This is a genomic window from Collinsella aerofaciens (genome assembly GCF_901212495.1).
Classification (GTDB): domain Bacteria; phylum Actinomycetota; class Coriobacteriia; order Coriobacteriales; family Coriobacteriaceae; genus Collinsella; species Collinsella aerofaciens_H.
The window spans coordinates 19298-40057 of record NZ_CAAKNY010000016.1; the positions used below are offsets into that span (position 1 = coordinate 19298).

18 protein-coding genes and 1 pseudogene are annotated in these 20760 nt (G+C 62.4%); 9 read left to right on the forward strand and 10 right to left on the reverse strand.

Translation table 11 applies throughout. The features are described from left to right. Positions 1–32: 32 nt before the first annotated feature. Positions 33–1001 carry a hypothetical protein gene (locus SFLMC1_RS00980; protein ID WP_152073635.1) on the reverse strand — a complete coding sequence of 323 codons (969 nt, stop codon included), beginning with the start codon at positions 999–1001 and terminating at the stop codon, positions 33–35. A gap of 137 nt (positions 1002–1138) precedes the next feature. Here SFLMC1_RS00980 and SFLMC1_RS00985 point away from each other — a divergent pair, with 137 nt between their 5' ends. Next, a complete protein-coding gene (locus tag SFLMC1_RS00985; RefSeq protein ID WP_152073634.1) occupies positions 1139–1375 on the forward strand; it encodes a hypothetical protein in 237 nt (78 codons plus the stop codon). A gap of 292 nt (positions 1376–1667) precedes the next feature. Here the strand turns inward: SFLMC1_RS00985 and SFLMC1_RS00990 are convergent, their stop codons facing one another. Together SFLMC1_RS00990 and SFLMC1_RS00995 are read right to left on the reverse strand one after the other, a co-directional pair. Continuing rightward, entirely contained in the window at positions 1668–2471 is an 804-nt protein-coding gene (locus SFLMC1_RS00990) for a hypothetical protein (RefSeq protein WP_152073633.1), read from the reverse strand. Continuing rightward, entirely contained in the window at positions 2432–2947 is a 516-nt protein-coding gene (locus SFLMC1_RS00995) for a zinc ribbon domain-containing protein (RefSeq protein ID WP_152073632.1), read from the reverse strand. The genes SFLMC1_RS00990 and SFLMC1_RS00995 overlap by 40 nt, the downstream gene beginning before the upstream one ends. Positions 2948–3313: 366 nt before the next feature. On the opposite strand from SFLMC1_RS00995, the gene SFLMC1_RS01000 reads away from it, so the two are divergent. The 8 genes and pseudogenes from SFLMC1_RS01000 (at position 3314) to SFLMC1_RS01035 (ending at position 10075) form a co-directional block, all read left to right on the forward strand. Then, positions 3314–4567 (forward strand): hypothetical protein, encoded by a 1254-nt coding sequence (locus SFLMC1_RS01000; RefSeq protein ID WP_152073631.1) that lies wholly within the window; start codon positions 3314–3316, stop codon positions 4565–4567. A 78-nt stretch (positions 4568–4645) separates the two neighbouring features. Beyond that, positions 4646–4948, forward strand: coding sequence for an urease subunit gamma (gene ureA, locus SFLMC1_RS01005; RefSeq protein ID WP_152073630.1), 303 nt, complete (start codon positions 4646–4648; stop codon positions 4946–4948). An 18-nt stretch (positions 4949–4966) separates the two neighbouring features. Continuing rightward, positions 4967–5266 (forward strand): annotated as a pseudogene (gene ureB / locus SFLMC1_RS01010) (urease subunit beta); the annotation flags it as partial. A 128-nt stretch (positions 5267–5394) separates the two neighbouring features. Continuing rightward, positions 5395–7116 (forward strand): urease subunit alpha, encoded by a 1722-nt coding sequence (ureC, locus tag SFLMC1_RS01015; RefSeq protein ID WP_154063882.1) that lies wholly within the window; start codon positions 5395–5397, stop codon positions 7114–7116. 77 nt (positions 7117–7193) lie between these two features. Next, positions 7194–7772, forward strand: a complete 579-nt coding sequence (locus SFLMC1_RS01020; RefSeq protein WP_152073627.1) for a hypothetical protein — start codon at positions 7194–7196, stop codon at positions 7770–7772. Beyond that, positions 7769–8461, forward strand: coding sequence for an urease accessory protein UreF (locus SFLMC1_RS01025; RefSeq protein WP_187323799.1), 693 nt, complete (start codon positions 7769–7771; stop codon positions 8459–8461). Before SFLMC1_RS01020 ends, SFLMC1_RS01025 begins: the two co-directional genes overlap by 4 nt. Before the next feature lie 66 nt (positions 8462–8527). Next, a complete protein-coding gene (gene ureG, locus SFLMC1_RS01030) occupies positions 8528–9148 on the forward strand; it encodes an urease accessory protein UreG (RefSeq protein ID WP_152073625.1) in 621 nt (206 codons plus the stop codon). Continuing rightward, on the forward strand, positions 9149–10075 hold the full coding sequence (locus tag SFLMC1_RS01035; RefSeq protein WP_152073624.1) for an urease accessory protein UreD: 927 nt from the start codon (positions 9149–9151) through the stop codon (positions 10073–10075). Between the two features lie 147 nt (positions 10076–10222). Here the strand turns inward: SFLMC1_RS01035 and SFLMC1_RS01040 are convergent, their stop codons facing one another. From SFLMC1_RS01040 to SFLMC1_RS01070, 7 genes are all read right to left on the reverse strand, one after another. Then, positions 10223–11890: a formate--tetrahydrofolate ligase gene (locus SFLMC1_RS01040; RefSeq protein WP_152073623.1), complete on the reverse strand. Its 1668-nt coding sequence runs from the start codon at positions 11888–11890 to the stop codon at positions 10223–10225. A 147-nt stretch (positions 11891–12037) separates the two neighbouring features. Beyond that, positions 12038–13105: a Holliday junction branch migration DNA helicase RuvB gene (gene ruvB, locus SFLMC1_RS01045; RefSeq protein WP_154063883.1), complete on the reverse strand. Its 1068-nt coding sequence runs from the start codon at positions 13103–13105 to the stop codon at positions 12038–12040. Beyond that, the gene (gene ruvA / locus SFLMC1_RS01050) at positions 13105–13725 is read right to left on the reverse strand and encodes a Holliday junction branch migration protein RuvA (protein ID WP_154063884.1); all 621 of its coding nucleotides are present in this window, start codon (positions 13723–13725) and stop codon (positions 13105–13107) included. The genes ruvB and ruvA overlap by 1 nt, the downstream gene beginning before the upstream one ends. After that, on the reverse strand, positions 13725–14246 hold the full coding sequence (gene ruvC, locus SFLMC1_RS01055; protein WP_152073620.1) for a crossover junction endodeoxyribonuclease RuvC: 522 nt from the start codon (positions 14244–14246) through the stop codon (positions 13725–13727). Before ruvC ends, ruvA begins: the two co-directional genes overlap by 1 nt. A gap of 346 nt (positions 14247–14592) precedes the next feature. Further along, positions 14593–16578, reverse strand: a complete 1986-nt coding sequence (locus SFLMC1_RS01060; protein ID WP_152073619.1) for a hypothetical protein — start codon at positions 16576–16578, stop codon at positions 14593–14595. 117 nt (positions 16579–16695) lie between these two features. Continuing rightward, the gene (locus SFLMC1_RS01065; RefSeq protein WP_117862021.1) at positions 16696–17058 is read right to left on the reverse strand and encodes a desulfoferrodoxin family protein; all 363 of its coding nucleotides are present in this window, start codon (positions 17056–17058) and stop codon (positions 16696–16698) included. Positions 17059–17159: 101 nt separating this feature from the next. Then, positions 17160–20624, reverse strand: a complete 3465-nt coding sequence (locus SFLMC1_RS01070; RefSeq protein ID WP_152073618.1) for a DEAD/DEAH box helicase — start codon at positions 20622–20624, stop codon at positions 17160–17162. Positions 20625–20760 lie beyond the last annotated feature (136 nt).

The following is a 20760-nucleotide window of genomic DNA, read 5'->3' on the forward strand; positions in this document are numbered from 1 at the left end:
TTTGCACTGCTAAGGCTCTAACCGCTCGACCGCTAGTTTCCCTGCGCGTTCGAAATGCCGTTTTGCAGGGCATCCCAGGCGTTCGTCGCCATGTCGCCCAGGTTCCGCGCGGTATCGCCCAGATTCTGGGCCTTATCTCCCAGCTCCTGCGCCTTGCTGCTCAAGTCCTCCAGCATGTTAGAGCTCGAGCTGTCCGTGGCGCCTTGGTCGCCGGACGCATTCCTCGACGAGCCGCCCTTGTGCGTGAGCTGGACCTCCAGGTTGCCATCGCCGTTGTAGTATGCAGACGTAACCACCCAGTTGGCGTCGACAATAGGCGTTGAGCCGTCATCGGTCAGGATCACGGCGTTCGAAAGATCGGCCCCGCGCGACTTGAGGAGCTTCTTGGCGTTGGACCAGTACTGACCCGGGATATCGCTCAGGTTAACGGTGCTGGACTGGGCAGTCTCGGTCTGCTCGGCCGTGGTATCAGTCGTGGCGCCACGCTTGTTGAGCATGCCCGACACGATGGCAAACACGACCGACAGGGCAAAGAAGATCGCCAGCACGATCAGGATTTTCTTGATCACGCTCGACGAACGCGACGGCTTCTGCTCCTCGTCCTCGCCATATTGCGGAATCGACTTGGGATACTCGCGATACGGCTCGCGCGACTCATAGCGAGGCTGCGCCGTGCGAGGCATATACGTCGTCTGCTGAGGCTGCGGAATGGGATTTTGCGGCAGGTCATCATAGGAATTCGGCGTCGAGGCGGCATAAGAATCCTGCGGCGCACAATCAAACGGGTCCGGAGCTGCGTTGCCATAGGGGCCTTGCGAAGATGCAGCGTAAGAATCCTGCGCCGTGTCGCCATAGCCCATTACCCGGGTGGGCTCGGCAGAAGGCTGCGTCGCGGCGGGGTCGGTATAACCGGGGTTGGGAACAACGCGGGTCGCATCGGCGCTATCGCCAGCCTGCGCGGAACCGTACCCGCCCATCACGGTCGTCTTATCCTGGTCCATGCAACGATTCCTTTCCGTCGCCTGTAAGCATCAAGTTATCCATGCATTCTACCCGCGCAAAAGCCTATGATGGGCAAAGGCCGTCGGTATTTACAAGACATGCGCGACAGGCGGCAACAAGCGAATCGAGGAACGTCATGGCAAAAAGCAAGCTCATCAAAGACACGACGCGTGCCGAGCGCGAGGATATCATCAAGCTGGCGCTCGCAGGCTGTGGCAACGGCAGCTGCGACAACTGTGGCAGTTGCAGCCTGGGCGCTGGCGACCCGTACGGCACCTACCAGCCCTACATTGACGGCGAGATGGAAATCGCCGACATCAACATGATGGTCGCCGAGCGCAACGCCAAACTCTTCGGCCTCCAACGCGGCTAATACCTCCCCGCTTGGGTCGTATGCCACGAAATGCGCCCATCTACTACGTTTAACCCAAGGGTGCTAACCATAGCCAAATTTGAGTTAACAAAACCGCAGGTAAACGTCTTGCCGCATTGTTAAAAAACGCTCCATGGCCGGTACAACCTGGACAAACGTAGTAGATGGGCGCTTTTCGTGGCGCGGCTGGCCCAGACGGCTTGTTTCGGAGCCAATCTGCATCAAAAAGACCCCGACGTCGCTGCGCTTTGCGCCACCGGGGACTGTTCAGATCACTCCCTGCCGCCTTACTCTACTCGTTGGACACGTATGTAGCCTTGGCTCGCTCGGGCGTCACGTCCTGATCGCAGGAATAGCTCGAGTCGAAGGCGTGCGCAACCAAGTCGTGCGTATCCCATGCCATGCAGTCAAACTCGCCAGTATCGAGGACGATGATATAGCCCTTGCCATCGTAGTAGAAATGATCCTCGGTGTAGTTATCGTCATCGTCGATGTTGTCTTCGGACACAGAGTCAAAATTCGGCTTTGCCGTCTTAATTGCCTGCTTGGCCTCACTCTTGAGGGTGTCGAACGAGAGCCCATGCTGCGCAAGCGAATCCTCGAGCGAAACCCGCTCGCCCGTCTTAAGGTTGTAGTACGCCGACCTTGTCACTCGCTCCGAACGATACGGAGGTTGATAGCTGTCGGTGGAGGTTCGCACGCAGGCGATATCGCCGTCAATCGAGACGATCTCGGCGGTATACATCATGGTCACGCGGCTGTCCTCGTCATCCATCGAGGCCTGCTTGCTCGCATCGAGCGTGTCCGCAACGAGTTGAACCATATCCTTGTTAAACTTGGCGGCGCCCACGCCCTGGCCCTTCACCTGGGGATAGGTCCACGTAGCCGTGATCTGGCACGTGTCACCGGGGGACGGATTCAGCGGGCCTTCGCCAACCGCAGCCGTAAAGTTGACATCCTGCGTGGCGGAAACGGCTTCGTAGCTCGCCTGCGCACTGTCATCGTCCTTCGACTTCAGCTGCTCCAGCGTCGTGGCGACCGTTGCGATGGTTTTGTTTATCGAGTCCTTAGAGTTGGCAGAATCTTGGTCTCGCATGCGCAGACAACGTAGCCCTTGCCACCCGAGGTCACCTCGGAAGATGCGCTGATACGCGGCACGACAACACTTGCCGCCACAATGGCGACAACGGCAACACCGCCGATAACGGCAGCGACAATACGGCCCTTGTGCTTGGGTTTCTTGGGCGGCGTAGGAACAAACGGCTGAGAGGCCTCAGCAGGCGCGGGCATAGGTTCCTCATAACGAGACTGCGCCGCCATATGAGCCGAGGCACCCTGAGGAGCGTGCTGCCCCGCAGGAGCGGTCTCCGGCGCATCCCCTACCGGAAACGCCACAGGCTCCGCCTGGTCCTCAACTCCGCCCACGCGACCGCCGCAGCTCGTGCAAACCATGGAGCCATCGGGTATCTGAGCTCCGCACTTAGTGCAATACTGCGCATCTCCCGTCTCTCGTCGCAGCCGCAATGCGCCCGCGCAGTTCTTCCAACTACACCGTACGGGAGAAATCTCCATTCTTGTTGCGCAACATTGCCGCCACGTCCAAAACTATGCCGGTTTACTACGATAAATCGCCCGAACCTGAGCACGCTACTTTATAAGAAAACAAAACCGCAGGTAGACGAATCGGCCATTATCGGAAAATCAAGGTATGGTCGAGGTATACCGATTCATCGTAGTAAACCGGCATAGTTTTGAACGAACGACCCCATCCTTGACCCAACAGCCACAAAATGATCCGTTTTCCTCCGTCGCATGCGGATCAATGTATTTCAAGAAACGTGGCACTTTGTTATGAGGCGGTTAAACCGCTCCAATGACGCCCCCTATGGGACGGGCATCTCACTAGCATTCCTCTCTAGAGAAACGAGAGGAATACCTATGCCCCATACCGACTCCAAGCAAAATGTCCCTTCGCCCACATTCGGCTCCCCTGTAGGCTTTGTCATCAGCATGGCGATCGGCTTTGGCCTCTACGCCCTACTGAGTATCCTCGTCGCACAAGGGTCGACGCTCATCCCCCAGCTTGACTACACAAACGTCATCACCGGCATCACCGCTTCACTCCCCAGGCAGCTCGTATGGTTTTTGATGGACTTCACAGAACCGCAGTTCTACGCGAGCGTCTTTGCCGGCGCCGGCACCATCATCGGCGGCGCGGCCGCCTACCTGCTCGCGCGCAAAAACAGCCGCTTCCAAGGCTTTACCGTCTGCTATGGCGAGCACCGCATGTTTCCCTGGGTCCTCGCATCGCAGGTGCTGAGCTTGGCACTCACCATCTTTGTCTTCCGTTTTATCGACGGCTTCGGCGCCGCGGGTGATGTGACCTGTGTCGCCACCTTCATCCCCATCGTCGCCGCCCCGCCCGCAACGATGCTGCTCTACGGCCCCAGCGTACCGGCACTGCTCACCTCGAGCGTGCTGGCGGCGCTGCTGTGCTCTCCCACCGCAACCTGGCTGACGGCAACCATTGGCACGCCGCTCGGATTGCCCGGCGTCGTCTCCAACGTCACCGCTATGGCACTCACGGGCTTTGTCATCTTTATCGTGCTTCGTGAGCTCCCCTGGATCACCAAGCAGGATATTCCCCAGAACCGCGGCACGCTCAGCCCCGTCGAGGACGTCACGACACCCCTGTGGTTTGTCCGTCGCGTTCTGGCCGAGTTCTCCGAGGCCCCGTTCTACGGCAACGAGGTCGTAAGCCTCTTTATCTTCGCCGGCCTCATCCTGGGCACCATCCTGTGCCCCGGCCACAATGTCAACGGAGCCGGGGCGGCACTTCCCGCCATCGTGCTGTCGCAGTTTACCTCGGCGGCCGTGGGCGTGCTGCTCTACGCGAGCAAATTTGCCGACGGCGGCTGGTGCGCCACCTACGTTCCCGTCGTCAGCACCGGACCCGCCTGCGTGCTCGCATTGGGCGCCAATATCCCGGTTGCCCTTGTCGCCGGCGTGCTCGGCGGCATCCTGGGCGCACCCATTGCCGAGCTGGTCGCCAGCTGGCTTCCCAAAGACATCCACGGCACCGTGGCCAACGTCGCATCCATGGCCATTACCACGAGCGTCGTCTATATCGCCATGAGCGCGCTGGCGACGAGCTTTACCTACGCCTACTTGGGCGCGCTGCTGTGGTTGTAAGTGCAGCCAATCATCGACCCCAGTCAAGTCCCTCGTAACCTCAGCCACACCAGACCCTGATAAGAAAGGAACCGCATCGTGAGACTCAACGAAAAAGACCAGGAGAAACTGATGCTCCACGTGGCGGGCAATCTTGCCAAGGAGCGTCGCGCGCGCGGACTCAAGCTCAACTACCCCGAGTCCGTCGCGCTCATTAGCTCGGAGCTTTTGGAGCTCGCCCGCGACGGTCACGACGTCGCCGAGCTCATGAGCCTGGGCAAGCAAATCCTCACCCGCGACGACGTCATGGAGGGCGTGGCCGATATGGTGGCCGAGGTTCAAGTCGAGGCGACTTTCCCCGACGGCACCAAGCTCGTCACCGTCCACGACCCCATCCAGTAATAGCAAGGAGTATCACGCATGAAAGTTGGAGAAGTCATCTGCGGCGACGAGCCGATCACGCTCAACGCCGGACGCGCCACCAAACAGATCCGGGTCACCAACAAGGGCGACCGCCCCGTGCAGGTCGGTAGCCATTTTCACTTCTTTGAGGTTAACCGCGCGCTGTCCTTCGATCGTGCCGAGGCCTTTGGCTATCGACTCGACATTCCCAGCGGCAATTCCGTCCGTTTTGAGCCGGGCGAGGAAAAGGTCGTGAATCTTGTTGAGCTGGGAGGCGCCAAGCGCGTCTTTGGCCTCAACGACCTCACGCGCGGCGAGGCGGTTCCCCGCAACCTCGCAGCGAGCATGGAGAAGGCCCGTCGTCGCGGCTTCCTCGACTATCGCGAGGGCCCGGCGACGGGATTCCCCGAGGGCTGGGATAACGATATCGAGGAGGCGCGCTAGCCATGTCATTTTCTATCGACCGCAATAAATACGCCGCCATGTACGGACCCACCGTCGGAGACAAGGTTCGTCTGGCCGATACCGACCTGATCATCGAGGTGGAGCGCGACTTGACCACCTATGGCGAGGAGGCCAAGTTTGGCGGCGGCAAGACGCTGCGCGACGGCATGGGCCAGTCCGTCACCACCACCAGCGCCGACGGCGATCTGGACCTGGTAATCACCAACGCGCTTGTGCTCGACTACACGGGTATCTACAAGGCCGACATTGGCATTAAGGGCGGCTACATCGTCGGCATCGGCCATGCCGGCAACCCCGACATCATGGACGGCGTCACCCCGGGCATGACCGTTGGCGCGGGCACCGAGGCCCTGGCCGGCGAGGGGCTCATCCTTACCGCAGGCGGCCTGGACACGCATATCCACTTCATCTGCCCGCAGCAGATCGACTGCGCCCTCTACTCGGGCGTGACCACCATGATCGGCGGCGGCACGGGCCCGGCCGACGGCACCAACGCCGTCACCTCCACCCCTGGCCCCTGGAACATCTCGATGATGCTCAAGGCTGCCGAGGAATACCCCATGAACCTGGGTTTCACCGGCAAGGGCAACTGCTCGGACGAGCGTCCGCTGGCCGAGCAGATCGAGGCCGGCGCCATCGGCCTGAAGGTCCACGAGGACTGGGGCGCCACCCCGGCGGCTATCAACCATGCACTCAACGTGGCCGATAGCTACGACGTGCAGGTTGCCCTTCACACCGACACGCTCAACGAAGCCGGCTGCGTCGAGGACACCATCGCCGCGATTGGCGGCCGTGCCATCCACACCTACCACACCGAGGGCGCCGGCGGCGGCCACGCGCCCGACATCATCCGCATTGCGAGCGAGCCCAACGTGCTGCCCAGCTCCACCAACCCCACCATGCCCTTCACCCACAATACGCTCGACGAGCATATGGACATGCTCATGGTCTGCCACCATCTGGACAAGCGCATCCCCGAGGACGTCGCCTTTGCCGACAGCCGTATCCGCCCCGAGACGATTGCGGCCGAGGATGTTTTGCAGGACATGGGCGTCTTTAGCATGATGAGCTCCGACAGCCAGGCCATGGGCCGTGTGGGCGAGGTCATCACCCGCACCTGGCAGACGGCATCCAAGATGCGTGCCCAACGCGGACCGCTTCCCGAGGACGAGGGTCACGACAACGACACCTTCCGCGCCCGCCGCTACGTTGCCAAGTACACGATTAACCCGGCGCTCACCCACGGTGTGGCCGATTACGTGGGCTCGGTCGAGGTGGGTAAGTTTGCCGACTTGGTGTTGTGGAACCCGGCCTTCTTTGGCTCGCGCCCGGATATCATCATCAAGGGCGGCATGATCGTCGCCTCCAAGATGGGTGACGCCAACGCCTCCATCCCCACCACCGAGCCGGTCACCTACCGCCACATGTTCGCGGCTGACGGTCTCGCCCGCGCAACGAGCTGCCTGACGTTTATGAGCCAGGCCGCCCTGGACCTGGAGGTACCCAAGAAGCTCGGCCTTAAGAAACACGTCGTGCCCGTACACGGCTGCCGCACCGTGGGCAAGGCCGACATGAAGCTCAACGGCGCCATGCCCACGATCGAGGTCGACCCCGAGACCTACAAGGTCACCGTCGACGGCAAGCTCGCCAGCTGCGAGCCGGCGACCAAGCTGCCGCTCACGCAGCTCTACAACCTGTTCTAATAACCACTTTGCCACCGCGTGGACCCGGGCACAGCCCCCGGCTCCACGCGGCCCACGATCAGCACAAGGAGGGGCGCATGCTCTGCACACATATCGAGGGCAACCTCAACGACCCCTCCTTTGAGCTGGCGCTTCGCCGGCGTCTGGGCGGGGCGTTCACAACCGACGAGGTTCTGCTCGACTGGGACGAATGCCGCCGGCGCGTAATCCGCAAAGCAAGCGAGGCGGGACGCGATGTTGGCATTCGCTTGGGAGACGCGGCGCTCGACCAGCCCCTTACAGACGGCGACGTGCTGGGATGCGTCGAGGATGTAGGCGAGGTTCCCATCGTGGTCGTCGCGCGACCGCGGCGCGCAGAAGCGTTGCTCATCGAATGCGACCGGATGGAACCCCTTGCCTTGGCCCACGCCTGCTGGGAAGTGGGCAACATGCATGCGCCATTCTTTCGCGGCGACAGCGACGAACACACGGTGCGCCTGCTCGCCCCCGCCATGCCCGTCCTCGACCGCATGCTTGCCGGCATTCCCGGCGTGCGTGTATCCAAAACGGTCTGCCCGCTTCCCGCGGATCGGCGTTTCTCGACGCGCGCCGTGCAGGCGACCGTCGAGCTTGCCAGCGATTTTAAGATCGTCCAAAAGAAAGGTACCGCATCGTGAGTCCCGCATCCGAACTTCTCCTGCAGCAGATTTGCGACTCGGTCTTTCCCATTGGTACGTACTCCCATTCTTTTGGACTCGAGACCTTTATCCAGCTTGGCATCGTTCGTGATGCCGACAGCGCTGCCGCCTATGTTGCGGGCCAGATCGCATACCCACTCACCTATACCGAGCTGTTGGGTATGCGCCTTGGCTACGAGGCCACTCGGCATGCGGATATGGATGCACTGGTCGCACTGGAACTCGAGCTGCAGGCGCTCAAAACGCCTACCGAGCCCCGCGCCGCCATGAATAAGCTGGCGGCGCGGTTTATCCGCACAGTCAGCGAACTCGAGGTTTTAGATCCCGAGGCCGCCGCGTTCTTTTCGGGCTATGCGGCCTCGCAGCGCGATCATGCCGTCAACGTGGCCTATGGAGTGCTTGCCGCCCTTGCCGACATAGATCTCGCACCCCTTATGCATCGCTATCTCTATTCCCAGGTCTCTGCCATAGTCGTCAACTGTGTCAAGACGGTGCCGCTGTCGCAGACTGCGGGACAGCAGATCATCACCGGTTCGTTTAGTGCCATGGAGACGGCCAACGATACCGCCCTGAACTGCGAAGCAACTATGCTCGGACTTTCGTGCCCCGGTTTTGACACGCGCTGCATCGAGCACGAGACGCTCTACTCGCGGCTCTATATGAGTTAGAAATGCCCCTGCCGCCCCCGTCGGAAGCGTCCCAACCTGTTAATCCGCCATCGGAAAGGAAACTACATGTCGCACGTTCGCATCGGAATCGCCGGTCCCGTAGGGTCTGGCAAAACCGCATTGATTGAGGCCCTCGTGCGCAAGATGGCGGACGAGTACCCGATCGGCGTCGTCACCAACGACATCTACACACACGAGGACGCACAGTTTTTGACCAAGAACTCGGTGCTGCCCGCCGACCGTATCGTGGGCGTGGAGACCGGCGGCTGCCCGCACACCGCCATTCGCGAGGACGCAAGTATGAACCTCGAGGCCGTCGAGGGACTTGTAGAGAGCCACCCCGATATCCAGATCGTCTTTGTGGAGAGTGGCGGCGATAACCTTTCCGCCACGTTCTCCCCCGAGCTCGCCGATGCCACAGTGTTTGTTATCGATGTGGCCGAGGGCGATAAGATCCCTCGCAAAGGCGGCCCCGGCATTATGAAGAGTGACCTTTTGGTCATCAATAAAATCGATCTGGCGCCCTACGTAGGCGCATCGCTCGAGGTCATGGACCGCGACTCCCGCCGTATGCGCGGAGCGCGCCCCTTCCTCTTCACGAACATTATGAAGGGCGAAGGCGTGGACGAAGTCATCTCGTGGATCAAACACGACGTACTGCTCGAGGACCTTGCTGAGGAGGCCTAAATGCACGACGAGCACCGCAACGATGGCGAAAATCGATTTGGTCGCACCTCCGAGCTGCGCCTGAAGGCAACCGCCCGCGATGGCGTGACGGCCGTGCCCGAGCTGTATGCATCGATGCCCTTTAAGGTGACGCATGCGTTTGATGTGTGCGAGCACGATCTACCTGGCTACGGGCGCCTTGCGGGGCAAGACGACGGGCGCAGCAAGCTCGCGGCACCAAAGCAACTCATGGTCATGAGCGTGTCGGCAGGCATTATGGCAGGCGACCGTCAGGAGCTTACGGTTGACGTTGAGCCGGGCGCCGCGCTTTCCATGACCACGCAAGCCTTCGAGAAGATCCACCGTATGGAAGACGGCGAGCATGCCGAGCGCACGACTCGCATCCATGTTGGCGCGCATGCCTACCTGGACTATCAGCCCCTCCCGCAGATTCCCTTTGCGGCGTCGTCGTTTTCGACCGACACGGTCATCGAGCTCACCGACGATAGTTCGCATATGGCATACGAGGAGATTCTTAGTTGCGGGCGCGTGGCGCGCGGTGAACGGTTTGCGTACCGCGATTATCGCAGCCATGTACGTGTGACCTGCTCGGGCACGCCGGTCTTTATCGACAACACCATCTACCGGCCCACCTCGACCGACATGGAGGGGTTTGGCTTTTTTGGCGCCTACTCGCATCTGGCCAATCTGGTGCTGGTAAACCTCGATATCGATGGCGCGCGCTTTGCCACCATCCGCGACTACCTGCAATCCCAAACGGGCGAGATCGGCGCCAGCGCCGCAGCCCCCGCAAGCGACGCTCCGGCAGCAGACGCCATTGCGGGCGGTATCACGCGTCTTGCCACCGGAGACTGCCTGGTCAAATTGCTCGGCCACCGCGCGCAGCGCCTGCAAGACGTCCTCAACAAAGTACGCGACCTGGTCTAATGATCCCTTGGGGACGGAAGGATTATGGATCACTTAGGGGTCGGCCCTGTGCGGTGATCCGTAATCCTTCCGTCCCCAAGGGATCAAAAAGCCCCGCCGGGCCTTGGTAGGCGCGGCGGGGCGGACAAGCAGCTATGAGCAGCAGGCTTAGAACAGGCCGGTGATGTTGCCGTCGTTGTCGACGTCGATGTTCTCGGCCGCGGGAACCTTGGGCAGGCCCGGCATGGTCAGAACGCTGCCAGTCAACGCGACCACAAAGTGGGCACCGGCGGAAACCTTGAGCTCGCGCACGGTGATGCGGAAGCCCTCGGGAGCACCCATCGCCCTGGCGTTGTCGCTAAAGCTGTACTGCGTCTTGGCCACGCACACCGGCAGGTTGCCAAAGCCGTTCTCGCGCAGCTCGGCGAGTTGGCGCTTGGCAGCCGGGGTGAAGTCGACGCCATCGGCGCGGTAGACCTTGGTGGCAACGGCCTCCAGGGCGTCTGCCACATCGGCACCGTCCTCGTAGGCAAACTTGAGCTCGCTCGGCTGCTCGATCAGGCGCATGACCTCATCGGCCAGGTCGAGCGCGCCCTCGCCGCCCTTAGCCCAAACCTCGGACAGCTTAACGTTGACACCGAGCTTCTGGCACACGGACTCGATGAGCTCGAGTTCGGCCTCGGTGTCCGTCGGGAAGCGGTTGATGGCGACCACGCAGGGCAGGCCGTAGACGTTCTGGATGTTTTCGACGTGGCGCAGCAAGTTGGGCATGCCGGCCTTGAGGGCCTCGAGGTTCTCCTCGTTGAGGTCGGCCTTGGCAACACCGCCGTTGTACTTAAGCGCGCGGGCGGTCGCGACGACCACGACGGCGTTGGGACGAACGCCCGTCATGCGGCACTTGATGTCCAGGAATTTCTCGGCACCCAGGTCGGCACCGAAGCCGGCCTCGGTAATGGCGACATCGCCAAAACGCATAGCCATGCGGGTGGCCATGATGGAGTTGCAGCCGTGGGCGATATTGGCGAAGGGACCGCCGTGGACAAACGCGGGCGTACCCTCGAGCGTCTGCACCAGATTGGGCTTGAGCGCGTCCTTGAGCAGCGCGGCCATAGCTCCCTGGGCCTTAAGGTCGCGGGCGCGGACGGGCTCTCCGGCATAGCTGTAGCCGACAACGATCTCGCCCAAGCGCTCCTTGAGGTCATTGATGCTCGTGGACAGGCACAGGATTGCCATGACCTCGGAGGCAACAGTGATGTCGAAGCCATCCTCGCGCGGCACTCCCTGGGCCTTGCCGCCAATGCCGTCGATAACATGGCGCAGCTGACGGTCGTTCATATCGACAACGCGCTTCCAGGTGATGCGCTTAACGTCGATGCCGAGCTGATTGCCCTGCTGAATATGGTTGTCGAGCATGGCTGCCAGCAGATTGTTGGCGGCACCGATGGCATGGAAGTCGCCGGTAAAGTGCAGGTTGATGTCCTCCATGGGGATGACCTGGGCCCAACCGCCACCGGCGGCACCGCCCTTCACGCCAAACACGGGACCGAGCGAAGGCTCGCGCAGGGCCACGGCGCTCTTGACGCCGCGACGACGCAGACCGTCGGCCAGGCCGATGGTCGTGGTGGTCTTGCCCTCGCCGGCGGGCGTGGGATTGATAGCGGTCACGAGGACGAGCTTGGCCTGATGATCAGTTGGCTCGTTGAGCAGGGAATAGTCGACCTTAGCCTTGTCAAAGCCGTACGGAATCAGATGCTTAACGTCGACGCCGGCGTTCTTGGCCACCTCGATAATAGGCAGCGGCGTAACAGAACGTGCGATTTCGATGTCAGTAGGCATGGACGGTCCTTTCGTTACCGGATGAGAAAAAGACCAATTCAGCATAGCACGCGCGTGCAATAGTAAAACGCCCATAACCGATGAACGACGATATGTTTACCCGATACCCAGCGATAGCCTACAGATGTGCTAAATCAAGCCCCATTCCTACAGGGTCGGTTCAATACCCAAATGCTCGAATGTGCGCAGGGTTGCCTGGCGACCCTGCGGTGTGCGAATCATCAATCCGCACTGCAGCAGATACGGCTCATAGACATCCTCGAGCGTTCCCGGGTCCTCGCCCACCGCGCTGGCAAGTGTCGTCAGGCCCACGGCACGACCGGAGAACGTCTTGGCAAGCGTCTCCAAGATGCGAATGTCCATCCAGTCCAGACCAAGCTCATCGATCTCAAAGAACTCGAGCGCCTGACGGCAAATATCAAGCTCAATAGGCCCGTTGCCGCGCACCTGCGCATAGTCGCGCACGCGCTTGAGCAGACGATTGGCGGGGCGCGGCGTACCGCGCGAACGCGAGCCGATCTCGAGCGCGCTGGGGTGGTCAATCGTCACGCCCAAGATGGTCGCCGAGCGCGTCACGATCTGCGCGAGCTCCTCAACGGTGTAGTAATCCAGGCGATACGAAATGCCAAAGCGGTCGCGTAGCGGGCCGGTCAACATGCCCGAGCGCGTCGTTGCCGCCACCAGCGTGAACTTGGGGATATCCAGGCGAATCGAGCGCGCGGCTGGACCCTTGCCGATCACGATATCGAGGGCAAAGTCCTCCATCGCGGGATACAGAACTTCCTCGACCGAGCGGTTGAGGCGGTGGATCTCGTCGATAAACAGTACGTCACCCGGCTGCAGGTTAGTCAGGATGGCCGCCAGGTCACCGGTGCGCGCGATGGCCGGGCCACTCGTGGTTTTAATCTGAGCGCCCAGCTCGTTGGCGATAACGGTAGCCAGCGTGGTCTTGCCCAGACCCGGAGGGCCCGAGAAGATCACGTGGTCGAGCGTCTCGCCACGGCTCTGCGCCGCCTCGATGAGCACGCGCAAGCTCTGCTTGATGTGCTCCTGGCCGCAGTAGTCATCCAGGCGCTGGGGGCGCAGGGTACGGTCGACATCGAGGTCCTCGGGCGTCAGCTCCGAGCCCACCATGCGCTCGCCATGTGCCATGGATGCCGCCGGCGAGTTGCCGGGCGTCGCCCACAAGTCCTGAGAGTCATCGGCTTCCCACATCACGCATCCATTCCGAGTCGCTTAAGCGCCGCGCCGAGCAGATCCTCGACACGCATATCCTGCCCATCATACCCGCTCAGGGCGACATCGGTCTCCTGTGGGCTAAAGCCCATGGAAAGGAGTGCCGCGCGGGCATCGTCGATGGCCGAGGGAGCGGCAGCGGGCACGGGCATCGCAACCTGTTCGGGAATCACGTCGACCGGCACAAAGCCCTTGTCCTTGGCAAAGGTGCTCTTGAGTTCCAAGATGAGGCGCTGCGCCGTCTTTTTGCCCACACCGGGTACCTTGGCCATGCCCTTGTCGTCCTCGGCCATCACCAGCGAATACAGCTGCCCCACGGTATAGGTGGAAAGCACGGCGAGCGCCGGGCGCGGGCCAACACCAGAGACGGACACGAGCCGATCGAACATCGTGCGCTCGTCCTTGGAGGCAAAACCAAAGAGCGTCATGGCGTCCTCACGTACCTGCATGCGCGTGTAGAGGCGAACCTCGCCGCCGGGCGTCGGCAATGTGGCCGCGGTGCTGCCCGAGATGCCGAGCTCAAAGCCCACGCCCGACACATCGACGACGGCTGAGCTCATCGTGGCCTCGACAAGCGTTCCGTGGAGCTGGGAAATCATCAGTATCCGGTTCCTCTCTGTTGATAGAACTCGCCACCGGTAAGGGCACGGGTGCGGCTGAGGTTTACGTGGCAGATGGCGCAAGCCAGGGCATCGGCGGCATGGTCGGGATGCGGGTCGTGGTCGAGCTGCGTGAGCGTGCGCACCATGTAGGCGACCTGCCGCTTATCTGCGGCACCGGTGCCCACCACAGCCTGCTTGATCTGCATAGGCGTGTACTCGCCGATCTCGAGCGCGCACTCCGAAAGCGCCACAAGCGCAGACCCGCGGGCATGTGCCGTAGGAATTGCCGAGCGGACGTTGGCGCCAAAGTAGATGCTCTCGATGGCGGCGGTATCGGGGCGGTAGCGCTCGACGACATCCTTGAGGTCGCGGGCGATGTGAGACAGGCGCACCGCGAGCGGGCTTCCGGCACTGGTCTCAATACAACCGTAGGCACGACAGCGAACCTCTCCGCGCCGCTCCTCGATAATCCCCCAACCCGTATGGGCCAAACCGGGGTCGATACCCAAGATAACCAAGCCAGCCTCCCCTCGCCACCAGCACGGCGCGAGACAAGGCCCCGCGCATTATTCACGAACGTCTGTTCTAGAATAACACAACCTGGGAAGCATGAGCCAAGCAAGGTCGAATCGCAGGTTGACCACACGCCAGCGAGCGCCCGCCAGAGCGAGCAAGGTTGAACCATAGGTTGAGCATAAGTCAGCGAGCGAGTCCCTGCCGTGGCAAGGCGTCGCGAAAGAGGAGCGCCGCGTACTTCTGTACGCAAGCGACGGCTTGAGCGGCAGATTGCCCGGCAGGGGCTCGCGCAGCGTCGGCTCGTTACGCGGTTTGGCAAAACCGCGTAACCTTGCCCCTATCCCATAGTTAGTTCTGCGAGAAGAACGGAAACTGTCTCGGATCAACCGGCGGCTGCGGTATCGGCGTGCCCTGGGGCCCACCCTGCGGGCCACCCTGGCCGCCCATCATCTTATCGATGGCGTCCTGGACCTCGCCCTCAAACTTCTTCATGCCCTCGTGCAGGCGGCGCTGGCCGTCCTCGGAGCGCAGCTCCTCCATCTGCTCGGGCGAAATACCCAGCAGCTCGCCCAAAATGCCCATCATCTCGCCACGCATGCGGTCACTCGTATCGTCGTCGGCAAAGCGGCGCACCTCGGCGTGCGCCAACGAATCGACCGTCATACGCCCTTTACCGCTCAGGCCAAGATCGGACCACGCGAGCATATACGGCCAGGCACGCTCGGCAAACGAACGGGCCGAGACGATCGGCGCCGTCGGCAGCTGGCGGCGAGCCGCCTCTCCCTGGCGCACGAGCATCAGCAGCAGCGAGCAGGCCTCGGGCTTGCCAGCGGCCATCGGGATATCGTCAAAGGGACGGTTGCGGTCCACGTGCGCCTCGAGCGTGCCATCGACCTCGCCCGGCTCAAGCCCGCCGAGCAGCTGCGCCGCGCGGTCGAGCATGTCGACCGGACCGTCAAGCGCCGAGAGCGCCTGCGCCAGCACGCGCTCCATGCAATCCTCCACCGCGTTGAGCGTCACGAGCTCCTGCGGCACCACGGCAGACGTACGGTTGCGTGCGCGCGCAACAAACTCGAGCGTCGACAGGTACACATCGCCAAAGGGCGCATAATCGCCCTGGTAGCCACCGCAAAGCGCGGGCGCCGCCAGCGCGTACTCAGTTTTGGACAGCGGGCTCAACGCCATCGCACCCAGCTCGAGCGCCGTATCCTCCAGCATCAGGCCCAGCGTGCGAGAACGCAGGCGCTCGGCGTCGCCCGCCGACACATCACGGTCGAGCACACGCGCGGCATCCGGCGCATCGCGCTCAACCGTGCGAATATGCAGGCGCTCGGCAATGGAGCGAACGGCGGCACAGCGAGCAGCCTCGGCCTCTTCCTGCGCCGGCGTAAAGATGCGGTTGCGCCCCAACACCAGGCCGATCACGTTGCGCGAGCCCAATGCATCGACAGCCAGTGCCGCAAGCACAGACGACGGCAAGTCGCCCTCGAGCGCCACCACGGCGCGCGACGTACCGCGGGCGCGGGCGTTATCGCGCACGGCGAGCACCAGCGCCTGCCACAGCCATTCCTCAGAGCAAAACTCGGGCAGCTCGTGGTCCTCCAAGGCATCGAGCATCACACCGCGCTGGATCTCCTGAACCAGCAGGCTCTCCTCAAAACACGGCGCTTGGGCCACCACGCGGCCGCAGTCGTCGAGCACAAACGAGCCGCCGGTATACACCGACTCATCGTATGCACCGACCGGCGCCATGCAGGCAAACCACACGCTGCGCTTAGATGCGATCTTGCGGTAGGCTCCGCTGCGCACGGCGGCGATCGCGGCGGTCTCGCGGTCGGTCATATCGAATGCGTTGAACTGGAAATAGGCAATGAGGTCGACGCCGGTCGGCAGCATCTCGAGCTCGCGGGCCAGGTCGAAGATCACCGCGGTGCGCACGCCGTCCACGTCGAACACCGGCGGCGCCCAACGCGCGTCGTTGTTCTCGCCACGCTGCAGGGCAATGCTCGCACGCGCGGGCACCACGCGACCGTCCTTGAGCATCATATAGTCGAGCAGGGGCTGGCCCTCAAACGAAACCGCTGCGGGCACGATGCAGATCATATCGAGCTCTTGAATACGCTCGGCGACGCCGGTCAAGCCGGAAAGCATGTCGTGCTCAAAGTCGGCAGCGCCCACCAGGCCGCCGGGCAGGGCTCCCATAAAGAGCGGAGCCGGCACGCACAGCACACGCGCACCGCGCTCGTGAGCCAGGCGCGCCTGGTCCTCGATGCGACCGCAGATACCCTCAATATCACCCAGGCGCATATCGATCTGTGCAAGTGCGAGCTTCATGGCTCAGCCCTTTCCGTCGTAAACCGTCGTTATCGCAGTAAAAGCGCCGGCCGCAAGATGCAGTCGGCGCTTGCATGTGCATATGCTAGCTATGATACCCCGAGCGGGGGCGCGCTCCTAGAACGTCGCGGACCACAGCCCGTGCAGGTTGCAATAGGCATAGACGGTACCGGTCTTGGAACCGCCGGCAAAAAATGTCGCGGGCTTCATGCCGGGCTGGAGGTAATGGACCTCCAGACGGCCCTCGGCCTCAAGGGCAATCCACTCGATGTAGTGCTCGGGCACCATAGGATGCTCGACCGAGCCCACGCGCGCACGGATCACGTGACCGTCGCGCTCGCTCTCGACGACGGGCACGTGCTTCTCGTGCGCCGCGTCCTCGGTGTTCGCGGTCAGCTCCGTGCAGCCGGCAGGGGTTGCAACGTCGTTGCCAAGGGCGGCGATGAGCTTGCCGTCGGGGTCCTTAAAGAATTTCGCCATGATGTTCTCCTTTGCTGATGTGCCGATGTCCTCGATGCTTCTTATGCCCAAAGGCGCGCGAACCATCCACGGCATCGCAAATGAACACATAACGAGCGAGGCTAGCGCCCGTCGCCGCCGAGCAGCGCCAGAACATCCTCACGGGTAAACAGCGCCGAGGAAATGCCGTCGCCGCCGAGCACGCTGTTGACCAGGTCGCGTTTGGACTCCTGCATCTGCATGATGCGCTCCTCGATCGTGTCCTTAGCGATGAGCTTGTACACGGTCACGGTATGTTGCTGGCCAATACGGTGCGCGCGGTCGGTCGCCTGGTCCTGCGCGGCCACGTTCCACCATGGGTCGTAGTGAATGACCACGTCGGCCGCCGTCAGGTTGAGACCCACGCCGCCCGCCTTGAGCGAGATCAGAAACACCGGCACCTCGCCCGCCTGGAACTGCGCGACCATCTTGGCGCGGCTCTCCTTGGACGAAGCGCCCGTGAGCTTAAGGAAGGCGATGTCCTCCTTGGCCAAGCGCTTGCCAATGATATCGAGCATGCCCGTGAACTGGCTGAACAGCAGAATGTGATGTCCGCCGTCGAGCGCACCGTGCACGAGTTCCATGCAAGCGTCGAGCTTGGCGCTCCCCGCCTTGTAGTCCTCGTAGTGTAGACGCGGGTCGCAGCAGATCTGGCGCAGCTTGGTGAGCTCGGCGAGCACCTTGAGCTTGTCTTTCTTAAACTCGGATGCCTCGCGATGCTGCACCTGCTGGGCGATGCGGTCTTGGTTGGCCAGGTAGAGCTTGCGCTGCTCGCCGGTGAGCTGCGCCATGACGGTGTCCTCGATCTTCTCGGGCAGATCGGCCACCACGTCCTCCTTGACACGGCGCAGCACAAACGGCGATACCAGCGCCTGCAGGCGAGCGGCGCTGTCACCCTCGGCGTGCTCGACCGGGCTTTCGAAGCGCTTGGCAAACGACTCGCGCGTGCCAAGCAGGCCCGGCATCAAAAAGTCGAAGATGCTCCAGAGCTCGGACAAGCGGTTTTCGATGGGCGTGCCCGTCAGGGCAAAGCGCACGCCGGCAGGCAGGCGCTTGGCGGCGCGCGCCACCTGCGTGAGCGGATTTTTAATGTACTGGGCCTCGTCGAGCACCACGCGGGCAAAGTCCTGCTCGGCATACTCGTCGATATCGCGGCGCATGAGGTCATACGACGTTACAACCACGTTATGCTCGTCGGCGCCGGCGATCTGCACGCGGCGTTGAGCCTTGGCGTCCACAATGGCACACACATCGAGCGACGGGGCAAAGCGCTCCAGCTCGGCGGTCCAGTTGTACACAAGCGACGCAGGGCACACCACAAGCGTGGGCTTAGTGTCCCCCGCCTCCACGCGCGCCAGGATATGTGCGATCATCTGCAGCGTTTTACCCAGGCCCATATCGTCGGCCAAGATGCCGCCGAGGCCCAGGTGCTCGAGCGAGCCAAGCCACTGGTAGCCGTCGACCTGATAGCCGCGCAGTGAGGCCTTGAGCGAGACCGGCACCGTAAAGTCCATCTTGCCAAGCGTATCCAAGCGCTCGACGGTGCGACGGAATGCAGCGTCGCGATCGGCTTCGAGCGCGGGCGTGCGCGCAAGCATGCTGTCGACGAACAGGGTACTCGACGCGGGAAGCGACACGCCGTCGAGCAGGTCGACAGCATCGACCCCCAGATCCTCGGCAAGGCCAAACGCGGCGCGCGCTCCCTCGTCCAAGCGAATGATGTCGCCCGACGTGAGACGCGCAAACGTCTGGTGACGCTTGTACGAATCCAGATAGATGGCAAGGTCTGCCGCCGAAAGGCCGCTCGCGCCCAATTCGACATCGAGCAGATTGCTCTTGACGGTCGCGCGCACCGAAAGCTTGGGCGCAGGGCGGACCGAAATCTGGCGTAGGCGGTCGCTGAGCATGACCTCGCCCAGCTCGGACAGGGCAGACAGGCCCTCGGTCAGCAAGTGGAACAGGCTCTCGTCATCGCGTTCCTCAAACGCCAGGCCGCCCTCGTAAAAGTCGAAATACAGGGCCGCCGTGTCCATAACGCGAAACTCTGCCACCTCGTCGCGCGGCGGCACGCCCGGGCGCCGCTCTTCGAAGGGGCTGCCCGGAGCGCCCAGGCTAAAGAGATCTGCCGACCAGTCGCCGTAGGTAACCGTAATTTTGCAGGTCACGAGCCCATCGTCGACGCCGATCGCCATAGCAAAGCTCGGCTCGGGCGCCACGGTATCGAGCGCCGCGGGCGCGGTAAGGTCGGTGTAGTCGCGCAAAATGGGCAGCGCCATACGACAGAACTCCCCCACCTGGTCGGCAGCGATATGAACCGGCGTGCGACAGGGCAGCAAGCGCGATAGGAACGGCGCCGCATGCTGGGCGAACGCCACATTGGTACGGCGCGCACGGCGGGTGTCAACCAGATAGGCAACGTCGCCCGAAGCAAAGCAGTATGTATCGGCCGGCAGGCGCAGATCGAAGCTGCCGCCAGCCGCCGGCGCGATCTTGGCGGCAAGGAGCGGTGGGCGCTTAGACAGTACCTCGTCATCCCCTTCCGGAGGCATCTCGACCGCCACGTCATAGGTGCGATGCGTCGTCGTCCCCCGCGACCAGGCGGGCTCAAAGGAGATGGTCCGGCCGCGCAGCAGGTCCAGCACATATACGATGCTATGCTCGGACAGCGGCAACTGGCGCTCGGCGACAAAGCCGCTGCGTGCAAAATCGTACGACGCCGAGCGCGAGCTTGTGATGTCATCGAGATAGGCAACTGTCGTCACAACAAGGTTGAGCAGCTTTGTCGACACGTCTTCGAAGGCTTCGGGCGTATGGACAAACGTGAGCTTCTTGCCGTACGAGAAGGTGCCGCCTCGGACATAGGCGTCGGCCATGCCGTCGATATCCTTGACCACGTAGGACACCGAACCGCAGCGAATGCGGAACTCGAGCGCCCAGCTAAAGCGATCGGCGAACAGCGGATTGTAGTACGGCACCAACGAGGGCTCCAACGCCGCTTTGGGGGCGTCGGGATCAACGGCACCGGCAAGCTTGCGGCGCATGCTCGCCAGCTCATCCATGCGCGCGTCCGAAAGATCGGAGAGCGCCGCCATGAGACTGGGGCTCGTGGGGACGGGCGCCGGAAAGGGAAAGTTGGGGTTGACGGCCGGCGCCTTGGGCGCGGTGCGCGCGGGCTGTTTCGGCTGCGCCGCAAACGTGCGAACCGGCGTACGCAGCCCCTCAACAGGCTCGATGCCGCCGGCGTCCAGGTACGCCAGCGCTGTGGCGATGGCATGCTTGCACATGCCGGGGTAGCGATAGGCAGCGGGGCAATCGCAGTCGTAGTCGATCACCTCGTGCTCGTCCATGTCGAGCGCCACATGCGTCTTGTACAGGTCGCCGCGCGAGCCGCGCACCGATCCCTCAACCGTCACATTCTTGGAGAAGCGCGAGCCGCCGTCCTCGATCGACAGCACGGCGCCGTTGAGCATGAGCGAACGCCCCTTCATAAAGGTGCCGCTCAGCGCCGCCTCTTTCCGGAGCGCCTGCACAAACGTCCCCTGCGCCATTACTTCCTCCAATCCACACAGGGTAGCTAATTTGGGACGGGGCTATTTTAGCTACCCCCAAATGTCGGTTGAGATGTATTCCAACCCCGACTCATTCGCCGCCAGCCAAAGGGTAGCTAAAATAGCCCCGTCCCAA